At 72.6% G+C, this 11,323-nt stretch carries 10 protein-coding genes; 7 read left to right on the top strand and 3 right to left on the bottom strand.

Features of this window, described 5'->3' with window-relative positions:
- Positions 1-61 precede the first annotated feature (61 nt).
- From KO717_RS13240 to KO717_RS13215, 6 genes are all read left to right on the top strand, one after another.
- Positions 62-2,233 (top strand): DEAD/DEAH box helicase, encoded by a 2,172-nt coding sequence (locus tag KO717_RS13240; protein WP_301366900.1) that lies wholly within the window; start codon positions 62-64, stop codon positions 2,231-2,233.
- Positions 2,234-2,285: 52 nt separating this feature from the next.
- On the top strand, positions 2,286-2,666 hold the full coding sequence (locus KO717_RS13235; protein ID WP_301366899.1) for a PadR family transcriptional regulator: 381 nt from the start codon (positions 2,286-2,288) through the stop codon (positions 2,664-2,666).
- Positions 2,663-3,238 (top strand): hypothetical protein, encoded by a 576-nt coding sequence (locus KO717_RS13230; protein ID WP_301366898.1) that lies wholly within the window; start codon positions 2,663-2,665, stop codon positions 3,236-3,238. The genes KO717_RS13235 and KO717_RS13230 overlap by 4 nt, the downstream gene beginning before the upstream one ends.
- Positions 3,239-3,445: 207 nt before the next feature.
- Positions 3,446-4,678, top strand: a complete 1,233-nt coding sequence (locus KO717_RS13225) for an alpha/beta hydrolase-fold protein (protein ID WP_437184504.1) — start codon at positions 3,446-3,448, stop codon at positions 4,676-4,678.
- A 232-nt stretch (positions 4,679-4,910) separates the two neighbouring features.
- Positions 4,911-5,924: an alpha/beta hydrolase gene (locus tag KO717_RS13220; protein ID WP_301366897.1), complete on the top strand. Its 1,014-nt coding sequence runs from the start codon at positions 4,911-4,913 to the stop codon at positions 5,922-5,924.
- Positions 5,921-6,712 carry a trypsin-like serine peptidase gene (locus KO717_RS13215; RefSeq protein ID WP_301366896.1) on the top strand — a complete coding sequence of 264 codons (792 nt, stop codon included), beginning with the start codon at positions 5,921-5,923 and terminating at the stop codon, positions 6,710-6,712. The genes KO717_RS13220 and KO717_RS13215 overlap by 4 nt, the downstream gene beginning before the upstream one ends.
- A gap of 38 nt (positions 6,713-6,750) precedes the next feature.
- On the opposite strand, the gene KO717_RS13210 is transcribed toward KO717_RS13215, so the two are convergent.
- From KO717_RS13210 to KO717_RS13200, 3 genes are all read right to left on the bottom strand, one after another.
- A complete protein-coding gene (locus KO717_RS13210; protein WP_301366895.1) occupies positions 6,751-7,698 on the bottom strand; it encodes an EamA family transporter in 948 nt (315 codons plus the stop codon).
- Positions 7,699-7,742: 44 nt separating this feature from the next.
- Positions 7,743-8,564, bottom strand: coding sequence for an isocitrate lyase/PEP mutase family protein (locus KO717_RS13205; RefSeq protein WP_301366894.1), 822 nt, complete (start codon positions 8,562-8,564; stop codon positions 7,743-7,745).
- Between the two features lie 218 nt (positions 8,565-8,782).
- Positions 8,783-9,877 carry a pyridoxal-phosphate dependent enzyme gene (locus KO717_RS13200; protein ID WP_301366893.1) on the bottom strand — a complete coding sequence of 365 codons (1,095 nt, stop codon included), beginning with the start codon at positions 9,875-9,877 and terminating at the stop codon, positions 8,783-8,785.
- A 259-nt stretch (positions 9,878-10,136) separates the two neighbouring features.
- Here KO717_RS13200 and KO717_RS13195 point away from each other — a divergent pair, with 259 nt between their 5' ends.
- On the top strand, positions 10,137-11,312 hold the full coding sequence (locus KO717_RS13195) for a DUF4190 domain-containing protein (protein WP_301366892.1): 1,176 nt from the start codon (positions 10,137-10,139) through the stop codon (positions 11,310-11,312).
- The last annotated feature ends 11 nt before the right edge of the window (positions 11,313-11,323 follow it).

The raw sequence follows: 11,323 nt of genomic DNA, 5'->3' as shown, positions 1-11,323 counted from the left end.
TTCGGCGTTGCGCCGCGGCGGTGGGAGGATGCGGGGACACGGAGAGAGAGGCCGGGGCCGGATGGGGCGCAGGGAGCGGGAGGCGGTCGCCGGGGGAGAGCGGCTGTACGAGGCCGCGCAGGCGGTGGTCGGTGACCACCGGCAGGCCGTCGAAGCCGTTCGGGAGGCCCTGAAGCCGATCCATGACACGGCGGCGGAACAGGCCCTGGAGGCCATCCCCGTGGCCCGGCTGAAGGAGGTCACCGAGGGCCGGCTGAGGCTCGGGGAGGTCGAGCGGAGCGGGCTGCGCTCGGTCGGGCAGGTGCTCGACGCCGGGTCGTACCGGCTGCGCCAGATCCCCGGTGTGGGGCAGCGGACCGCCGATCAGGTCATCGCGGCGGCACGCCAGATCTCCGACGCCGTCCGGGAGACCATCGCCGTGCACATCGACGTGGACCGGCCGGAGCCGCGGACCACCGCGCTCGTCATGGCCCTGCACGTACTGGTGGAGGCGGGCCCCGACGCGCAGCGCGCCCTCGACGCGGCCGCGGTGCTCGCGCAGCGGCTCGGCCCGCTGCTCGCCGAGGCCAGGCCGGCCGCCGGGCGGCTGCGGATGCTGCTGGCGGGGCAGGCCAGGCGGGACCGGGCGCTCGGAGCCGTCGCCGAGGTCCGCGGCCTGACCGAGGAAGCGGCGCAGGGCGCGGTGCCGGAGCTGCTCGCGCAGGCCTCGGTGGATCTGCTGCGCGGTCCCTCGACCGAGGTGGCGGCCTGGGTGGACTTCGAGCTGCGCTCCGCCGAGTACTACAGCCTCCTCGCGGAGATCGCCGGCCGCAGCCCCGACGCGGCCGCCGCCGAAGGGTTCCTGCCCGACGAGGTCGCCGAGCGGGTCCGCCGCCAGCAGCTCGACGACACGCACCGCAGGGTGTCGCTGCGCGGCTACCAGTCCTTCGGGGCGCGTTTCGCGCTGGCGCAGCGCAAGGTGATCCTCGGGGACGAGATGGGGCTCGGGAAGACCATCCAGGCCATCGCCGCCCTGTCCCACCTCGCTGCCGAAGGCCAGAGCCACTTCATGGTCGTCTGCCCGGCCAGCGTCCTGATCAACTGGACGCGTGAGATCGAGGCCCGCAGCAAGCTGCGCGTGATGTGCCTGCACGGCCCCGACCGGCAGGAGGCGTTCGCCGACTGGAAGGGCCGGGGCGGGGTCGCGGTGACCACCTTCGACGCCCTGCGCGGATTTCCCACGCCCGGGGGCGGCGAGATCGGGATGCTGGTCGTGGACGAGGCGCACTACGTGAAGAATCCCAAGACCCGGCGCGCGCAGGCCGTGACCGAGTGGTCCGGGCGCTGCGACCGCGTCCTGTTCATGACCGGGACACCCATGGAGAACCGGGTCTCCGAGTTCCGCAGCCTGGTGAGCATCCTCCAGCCCGATCTGGCCGCGGCCGTCGGTGACCGGGACGGCGTGGCCGGCTCCAAGGCCTTCCGGAAGGCCGTCGCCCCGGTCTATCTGCGCCGCAACCAGCAGGACGTCCTGACCGAACTGCCCGCGCTCCAGCACACGGACGAGTGGGAGGAGCTGAGCGCCTCCGACGAGGCCGCCTACCGCGAGGCCGTGCGCTCCGGCAACTTCATGGCGATGCGCAGGGCGGCGTACGCACACCCCGAGAAGTCGGCGAAGCTGAACCGGCTGCGCGAGATCGTCGAGGACGCCGCCGAGAACGGGCTGAAGGTGGTGGTGTTCTCCAACTTCAGGGACGTCCTGGGGGTGGTGAAGGACTCCCTGGAGGCCGCGCCGGGTCCCGGCGGCGGCCGGGTGCTCGGTCCGCTCTCGGGGAACGTACCGCCCGCCCGCCGCCAGCAGGTGGTGGACGAGTTCGCCGCCGCGCCGGGTCACGCGGTACTGGTGGCGCAGATCGAGGCGGCGGGGGTGGGGCTCAACATGCAGGCCGCCTCCGTCGTGATCATCTGTGAGCCCCAGGTCAAGCCGACCATCGAGAACCAGGCGGTGGCGCGGGCCCACCGGATGGGGCAGGTGCGTCCGGTCCGGGTGCACCGGCTGCTCGCCCCGCGCGGCGTGGACGAGCGGATGGTGCGGATCCTGAAGAACAAGACCCGCCTGTTCGACGCGTACGCGCGGCGCAGCGCCGTCGCCGAGTCCACACCGGACGCGGTCGACGTGTCGGACGTCGCGATGGCCCGGCGGATCGTCGAGGAGGAGCAGGCGCGGCTGGGAACGGTCCGCGGGTCTTCCTAGCAGGATCTGATTGTCTTGCGGTGCAAGGAAGTCGATGACTATCTTGTACCGCATGACAAAGAAGCCGACCGCGGCCGCCGACCAACGGCGCAGTCAGCTCCTGCGCGGAGTGCTCGACCTCTGTCTGCTGTCGCTCATCGCCGAACGGCCCCGCTACGGATTCGAGTTCGCCGAGGCCCTCGCCGAAGGCGGGCTCGACCTCGTCAGTGACGGCAGCATCTATCCGCTGCTCGCACGGATGGAGCGGGCGGGGCTCATCTCCTCGTACCGTGCCCCGTCCCCCAGCGGCGGCGCCCCGCGCAAGTACTACCGACCGACCGAAGCCGGGCGCGCCGAGCTGACCGGGGGGCGGGCCGACTGGCAGGCCTTCGCCGGCCCCGTCGGCCGGATCCTGGGCGCCGGTACGCGACCCACGGGGGAAGAAGCGCCATGACGAACGAGCAGATACTCGCCGCCTGCCGCAGCAACTGGGAGTACCGCGGCGTCGGCGACGCGGCCATGCGGGAGATGCTCGACGAGCTCTCCGCGCACCTGGAGGACGCGGAAGCTGCCGGGCGCACCGCGCAGGACGTCGTCGGCCCGGACGTACGGGCCTTCGCCGCGGCCTGGGCGCGCGAGCGGGCCCCGTTCGGCCGGCGGGCCCTGCGTACGGCGGCCATGGCCTGCTTCGTCCTCGGCTTCCTGCCGCTCTTCTACTTCCTGACCCGGTGGACCACCCGACTGGAGGTGACCGCGGACTACGTCGTCTTCTGGGCGGCCATCGGCGCGGTCACGGTCGTCTGGGAGCTGCGGCGGGGCAGCATGCGCCTGTATCAGCGGTTGCTGCTCTCCCTCGCCGTCGGCCTGCCGGTGATGATCCTCGTCAGGCGGCTGACCGGAGACGGGGTGCTGTTCACGCTCCCGCTGTGGGTCGCGCCGCTCCTGCTGCTGCCCGCGGTGCCGTACGTACTCGCCGAGTCGCGGGCCCGCCGGAACCCCGGGATCGGCGCAACCCGGCCTTCATGAACCTTGCTCGACGGCGCCGTCCCCGCCGGCGGAGGGCGCCGTCCGCCGGCGGTGCTCCACGCCCGGCGCCGAGACGGCCGGCCGGGCGAGATCCCTGGCATGATTTTGCTCTGTTTTGGAACTGTGCGGGGGTTTCGCACATCAGAACTAGGGGATGCCCAGCCGTTCTGCCCTCGGGGGCAGCCATGACCGTTCGGAGCGAAGTTCGTGCACCAGTACCCGCAGCGCCCGCGGCCTGATGAGCAGCCGTCGTACCAGGAGTATCCGCCCCAGGAGCAGTACCAGGGGCACCAGGACTTCCCCGGGTACCCGGGCCCGCCGCAGCAGCAGCACCAGGCCTACGGCGAGCAGCCCGCCCCGGCCTGGACCCCGGAGCCGAAGCGCTCCCGGCGCCGAATATGGATCAGCGCGACGGTCGCCCTCGCGCTCCTGCTCGGCGGCGGCGGGTTCGCCGCCTGGAAGCTCGACTGGTTCTCCGGCAACGGCGAGGACGTGAGCTTCGGGAAGAACACCCCGCCCCCGGCCGCGGCCAAGGCGGACCCCAGCGCCCCGGCGACCGCCGCCACACCCTCCGGCGACCCGGACGTGCTCATGCCGGCCGGCCCCAAGTCCGGCTTCAAGCAGACCACCAAGCTCGACGACGGCACGATCATCGCCAAGACCCGCCTCGCCGGCGCGAAGTCCGGCTTCACGGGTGACGTATGGGTGTGGGCGCCCAAGGAGTACGACGACCCCAAGTACGCCAAGAGCGGCTTCCCGGTCCTCATCTCGCTCCCCGGCGGCAACGGCTTCCCGGACAACTACTGGGCCGACCGCAGCCTCGGCCTCCAGAAGGCCATCAGCGACGGCGCCAAGGCCGGTACCAGCCTGCCGTTCGTCGTGATCATGCCGGTGCTCAACCCGGACGCCAAGTACTACTACGACGGCTCCGACATCCCCGGCCAGGCCAAGATGGGCACGTGGATCGCCGAGGACATCCCGGACTTCGTCAAGGCCAACTTCCGTACGTACAAGTCCCGTGACGGCTGGGCCTTCATGGGCTCCTCCTCCGGAGCCTTCGTCGGCATGAAGACCGTCCTTCAGTACCCGGACCGGTTCAAGGCCGTGATCGCCAGCGGCGGCGAGATCGTCCCGGACTCCCCGCTCTGGAAGGGCCACCAGGCCGAGATGGACGCGAACAACCCGGAGAAGCTCGCCCAGAAGCTGATCGACACCAAGGGTCCCGAGGTCTACATCAACTTCCAGATCGGCACCAAGGAGAGCGGGAAGGAGCGGATGACGAAGTTCCAGCAGCAGTACGGCAAGGGACCCGTCAAGATGACCATCCGCGACATCCAGAACGGTGAGCACAACGGCTGGCACTACGTCCGGGGCATGAAGGAAGGCTCCCTGGAGTGGGTCAGCAAGGTCCTGAAGGGGCCCAAGCCCGAAGCCGGCTGACCGGGCCGGCCGCGCGTCCCGCCCGGTCGCGTGGTGCTCGCCACGTCACCCCCGTCCCAGGCAACCCATCCCGTCGTTCATACCTCTGTAAAGGGTGTAAGGGGGACCGAACGGTCCGACCCGCGCTCCTGGTGGGCGCCGGAGAAGGAACGGGACAAAAACCGTGCAGCAAGACCAGCAAGGCGACGGCAGCCCTGTGACCGAGGGCGGCCGTCGCCCCCATCGCCTGCGCATGATCCTGATCAGCGGCGGGCTCGCGCTCACCCTCGCCGGGGGCGGAACGGCAGCGTACAAATACGGCCTCTTCTCGGACATAGGGGATCCGGTCTCCTTCGGCCAGGCCCAGGAGAAGGCCGGCGCGGCCGCCGAGCTGCCGCCCGAGGTGCAGATGCCGACCGGGCCGAAGGCCTCGTTCGTCCGTACCTCCCGGCTGCCGGACGGCACCCAGATCGGCCGCACCACCCTCACCGGCAAGAAGTCCGGCTTCACGGGTGACGTGTGGGTGTGGGTGCCCAAGGAGTACGACGACCCGAGGTACGCCAAGAGCGGCTTCCCGGTCCTGATCTCCCTGCCCGGCGGCCGCGGCTACCCCACCAACTACTGGGGTACGGGTCCCGGCCTCGGCCTCCAGAAGGCCGTGAGCGACGGTGCCAAGGCCGGCACCAGCCTGCCCTTCATCCTGATCATGCCGGTGCACAACGCCGACACGAAACACCACTTCGACGCCTCGGACATCCCCGGCCAGCCCAAGATGGGCACCTGGATGGTCGAAGACATCCCGGATTTCACGAAGGCCAATTTCCGCACCTTCACCTCCCGCGACGGCTGGGCCTTCATGGGCTCCTCCGCGGGCGGATTCGGCGCCTTCAAGCACGTCCTCAAGCACCCCGACCGGTTCAAGGCGGCCATCGCGAGCGGCGTCGACATCGTCCCCGACTCCCCGCTCTGGCAGGGGAACACGCAGGCCATGGACGCCGACAACCCGGAGAAGCTCGCCGCGAAGCTGATCGCGGCGGGCGGTCCGGACGTCTACATCAACTTCCAGATCGGCACCGCGGAGAGCGGCCGCGACAAGGCCGAGAAGTTCATGAACGACTTCGGGAAGGGCCCCGTGCACACCTCGCTGCAGGTGATCCAGGATGGTGAGCACAACGGAAAGTCGTACGTGCGCGGCATGAGGGAGGGCTCCCTGGAGTGGATCAGCAAGGTGATGAAGGGACCGACACCCGATCCCGGCGTGCGGTGAGCACGGTGGTGAAGGGGGCGTCGGCGGCCGCCGCGGCGGGGCTCGCGGCGGTGTTCGCCGTCGCGTTCCTCGAGGTGCCCGGCGAGCGTCCGGTGCTCCCCTTCCCCACCGTCGGCGTACTCATGGCGGCCGGCGAGCACTGGTGCACGGCGAGCGTCGTCGACAGCCCCGGGGGCAACGTCGTCGCCACCGCCGCGCACTGCGTGGCCCCCGCGGGCGAGGACGGGCAGCCGGGCGAGGTGGCCCACGACGGGCTGGCCATCGGTGAGCTCTCCTTCGCCCCGGCCTTCTCCGGCGAGGGCGCCGGCACCCAGCCGCTGGGGGTGTGGAAGGTCAAGTCGATCCACGTGGACGACCGCTGGACGAAATGGGGTGAGGACACCGCCGACTTCGCCTTCCTCACCATCGAGCCGGACGAGGACGGGCGCAGCATCCAGGACGCGGTCGGCGGCGGCGCCGAGGCCCCGAAGCCCGAGTGGACCTCGGGATACGAACGGGACGTGACCGTCGTCGGCTACCCGGAGTCCGAGCACAACCCGCAGAACAAGCCCGTCTCCTGCACCACCCAGACCCGCCACGACGAGGACGACCCCGACATGCTCTACATGAGCTGCGCCGGGTTCTGGACGGGGACCAGCGGCAGCCCCTGGATCGCGGACCGGGGCGGGCCGGACCGCGCCGGGCACCTGATCGGGGTGCTGAGCGGCGGGGACACGGACGTGGACTCCACGGCCGCGCTCTTCGACGAGCACGCGAAAGCCCTGTACGAGCGGGCCGCCCGGGGCTGAGCGCGCCCGCGCCGCCGCTGCTCCTGCTCTTTCTTCCGCTACTTCTTCCGCTCGGTACGGACGATCACGCCCACCGCCGCCACGACGATCGCCCCGCCGACCAGGATCGGCCAGGTCAGGGCCTCGTCGAGGATCAGCGTGCCGAGCGCCACGGCCACGACCGGATTGACGTACGCGTACGTGGACACCAGCGACAGCGGCGCGGCCTGGAGCAGCCACACGTACGCCGTGAAACCGACGAGCGAGCCGACGACCGTCAGATAGCCGAGGGCCAGCCAGGAGGCGGTGGAGAACGCCGCCGGGTCCAGGCCGCGGTGCTCGCCGCGCAGCAGGCCCACGACCACGGCGGCGACCCCGCCCGCGAACATCTGGTAGGCGCTGCCCGTGAAGGGGTTGGCCGGAAGCTTCAGCCGCGGCGCCGAGAACGAGCCCAGCGACCACAGCACCGAAGCCGCCACGACCAGCAGCACCCCCGACAGCCGCACCTCGCCGCTGAGCCCCGGGCTGGTCAGCACCGCGAGCCCGGCGAGACCCACCAGCACCCCGGCCAGGGTGCGCGACGGGGGACGGTCCCCGGTGCTCGTCCGGAGCACCACCACCCACATCGGCACCGCCGCCACCAGCAGCGCGGCAAGGCCCGACGGCACCGAGGTCTCGGCGAGGACCACCAGGCCGTTCCCGCCGAGGATCAGCAGCAGCCCGACCAGGGCCGCCGAGCCGAGCTGCGCGCGGGTGGCCCGCAGCGCGGCCGGACCGTACCGCCAGGCGACGACGGCGGACAGCAGCAGGCCGGCGGTGATGAACCGGGCTCCGGCGGAGAGGAAGGGCGGCATGGTCGCGACGACGATCCGGATGCCGAGGTAGGTCGAGCCCCAGACGACGTAGACGACGGCGAGGGCGGCCCAGACCGCACCCGGGATCCTGCCGCGGGCGGTGGCGGTGGCCGGTCCGGAGGCCTTGCCGTCGACCGGCGTTGAGGTGCTCATGCTCGGATCCTAAGGTCGTTGGCCCATGCACGCTTCCGGATATCTCACCCCTTGAGCAGGTCGTTCAGCTCGCCGTAGGGGAGGGAGTGCGCGAGCGCCCCGTAGGTGCCCTCCGAGAGCAGCTCCTCGGCGGCGCGGCGGACCACGGCGTACGCGGCTTCGGCGACCCAGGAGCCGAGGCTGACGCGGGAGACGCCGAGGGCGCCGAAGGCGGCGACGGTCGGGGCGTCCGGGCCGAGCAGGATGTTGAGGGGCGCGTCGATGCCCTTGGCGAGCTCGGCGACGGTGGCCGGGTCGAGGACGCCGGGCACGAAGATGCCGGTGGCTCCGGCCCGCAGGTACGCGGCGGCGCGGGCGAGCGTGTCGTCCAGGCGGGTGGCGTCCTCGCCGAAGCCCCGGAGGTAGGTGTCGATGCGGGCGTTGATGTACAGCGGGACCCCGGCGGCGTCGGCCGCGGCGCGGGCCGCGGCCAGGCGCTCGATCTGCTCGGCGGGGTCGCGGTGCCCGTCCTCGATGTTGATGCCGACCGCGCCGGCGTCGAGGACCCCGGTCACGGTCTCGCCCACGGCGGCCGGGTCGGCGCCGAAGCCGCCCTCGATGTCGGCGGTGACGGGCACGGCCGGGACGGCGGCGACCACGCGGGCGACGAGGTCGAGGGCCCGGTCCCGCGCCAGGGCGTCGCCGTCGGGGGAGCCGAGGGACCAGGCGACGCCGGCGCTGGTGGTGGCGACGGCGGGGGCGCCGGCGGCCGCGACGATGCGGGCGCTTGCCACGTCCCAGGCGTTGGCGAGGGCGAGCGGGGCGGCGGGGGTGTGCAGGGCCGCGAACGCGGTGGCCTTGGCGGCGAGATCAACATGGGTGGTCATGGGGTCAGTTCACCAGACCGGGTGCGTCCGGTCTCGCGGAATTCCGACATGGACGTGGGACGGGTGGGACGGGTGGGACGGGTGGGGCGGCGCGGGTGCGCCGCTGCCCGTCCGCCTCCGTCCGCCTCCGTCCGCCTCCGTCCGCCTCCGTCCGCCTCCGCCCGCGTCCGTCTGCCTCTGCCCGCCTCCGCCCGCTTCCGCCCGCGTCCGTCCGTCGTCTATCCGCCCGCGCCGCACAGGGGGATCACGGCGGTGCGGCCCTGCAGGGGATCCCCGGGCGCCGCCGGTCCCACCGCGGCCCAGCAGGCCGCCGCCGTCGGCTCCACGGAGAGGCCGCGGCGGGCCAGGTCCCGCTGGGCCTCCTGCAGCCGGTCGTCCGGGACGGTCAGGACGGTGCCCCCGGACTTGCGGACCGCCGCCAGGATCTGGCGGGCGCGGGGCGGCGCAGGGATCGCGATCCCCTCGGCCAGGGTCGGCCGCTGCTCCACCGGTGCCGCCTCCTCGGCGCCCGCCGCGAAGGCCTGCGCCAGCGGGGACACCGCCTCCGCCTGGACCGCGATCAGCGCCGGCGGCCTGACCCCGCGCCGGGCGAGTTCCTCCACGGCCAGGGCGGCCCCGAGCAGCAGGGTGCCGTTGCCCACGGGGACCACCAGGGCCTCCGGCAGCCGGCCGCCCAGCTCCTCCCACACCTCGTACACGTACGTCTTGGTCCCGTGCAGGAAGTACGGGTTGAACACGTGGCTCGCGTAGAAGACCCCGGGCGCGTCCGCCGCGGCCCGCGCCGCCTCCGAGGCGGCCTCGCGGCCACCGGGGACCACCCGCACGTCCGCGCCGTGCGACCGCATCCGGGCCGTCTTCTTCTCCGACGTGCCCTCGGGTACGAAGATTTCGCAGGCCAGTCCGGCCCGCGCGCAGTACGCGGCCACCGCCGTCCCGGCGTTGCCGCTGCTGTCCGCCACGACCCGCTGCGGTGCGAGCCGCCGGGCGAGCTCCACGAGCATCACCGCGCCCCGATCCTTGAAGGACCGCGTGGGCATCAGGAAGTCGAGCTTGGCGTGGATCCGCTCCGCCAGCGGGACCATCGGGGTGTGCCCCTCGGCCAGTGATACGGAGAACGCCCCGGGCAGCGGCAGCACGGCCCCGTACCGCCACAGCGAGTTCGGCCCCGCGGCCGGTTCCAGTGCCGCGGCCGGGTCCGGTGTGAAATCGAGGTCCCAGGGTCCGCCGCAGACCGGGCACGCCCACGGCGCCGTCCGGACGTCCGCGCGGGTGCCGTCCTCGGAACAGATGTAGCCGGGGAGTGCGTGCGTCATGTGTGGAACACCTCTGCTCGGTCATGGCCGGTGTACGGCACGGATGTTACGCGTCGGTGATCGTTACGGGGGTCGGCTCACGCACCACGGCGCCGGAGCCGCGGGAGCCGCGGCCGCCGGCCGGGCCGGACGCGACGGCGGGGGCGAGCGACCTGCCGGGTGCCCCTGCTGCGTACTATTTCGCGCATTCGTTCGCGCCTTCCGCGGCGCGCCCCGCGATGCCGTCCTGCGGTGCCGCCCTGCGATGGAGTCCGCCCCCGTGAGCACCCCGCCGAGTCCTCCTCCCGGACCGGGCCACTCCTGGCCCCCGCCGCCCCCGCAGCAGGGCTGGGGCTGGGGACCGCCACCCGGTCACGGACAGCAGCCGCCGGCGCTCAACGGCTTCGCACTCGCCGCGCTGCTGTCCGGGCTGCTGTGCCTGCCGCCGCTCGGCATAGCCTTCGGCATCGCGGCCCTCGTGCAGATCGCGAAGCGGGGGGACCGGGGCAAGGCCCTGGCGATCGTGGGCCTGGTGGTGTCCGTGGTGATGACCGGCGCGCTGGTCTTCACCGCCGAGCGGGTCCTGAGCGCCGCCGACGGCGGGTTCGACTCGCTGAGCGAGTTCTCCGACGTCGAGGGCGAGCTCACGGACCTCGAAGACCTCCGGGCGGGCGACTGCTTCAACGTTCCCGGCGGGGACCTGGTCGACGAGCGGCCCGTGACGTACCGGATCGACTGCGCGCAGGTGCACCACGGCGAGGTCACCGCATCCAAGGCGCTGGAGGCATCGGACGATCCCGAGTCGCGTGGGGCCGGCCGCGCGTCCGAGGACGCGTGCTGGAAGGCCCAGGACGAGTACGCGATGGACACGTGGGCGCTGCCCGAGTACGCGGAGATGTTCTACTACGCGCCCTCGGGCCGGTCCTGGCGCGAGGGGGACCGGACGCTGCTCTGCGTGATCGGTACCACCGACGAGGAGTGGCGGGGCAGCCTGCGCAAGGACGCCGCAATGCTGAAGCCCGAGCAGTCGGCCTTCCTGCGGGCCGCCAACTCCGTCGAGTTCGTCATGAGCCGGCCTCCCGAGGACGACGTGCAGGACGCGCTGCCCGCGTACCAGGCATGGGCGCGGGAGGTGCATGCGGCGCTGGGCGCCGAGGCGAAGCTCCTGCAGGGGGAGGCGGCCCGGGCGGGGCTGGAGAAGGCCGCTGCGGCGCAGCTGAAGGAGATCGAGGCGGCGCGCGCGCAGTGGCAGCGCGCCTCGCAGGCCAGGACGCCGGCGGAGTTCGACAAGCAGTGGGACCGGGCGCTGGCGGCGATGTCCCTGGAGACGGAGCGGACGCTGCGCGGTGCGTACGGGCTTTCGACGGTGATTCCGCAGTGGCTGTCGGACAGCCATGAGGACCTCGAAGACCTGGACGACGGGGCGGGCGGGGGCCCCTCGGCCGCGTCGGTGTGACGTTCTTCAGG

The organism is Streptomyces xanthophaeus (genome assembly GCF_030440515.1).
GTDB classification, from domain to species: domain Bacteria; phylum Actinomycetota; class Actinomycetes; order Streptomycetales; family Streptomycetaceae; genus Streptomyces; species Streptomyces kutzneri.
Note: the sequence above shows the minus strand (reverse complement) of the source record. Positions and strands in the feature narration are given on the sequence as shown.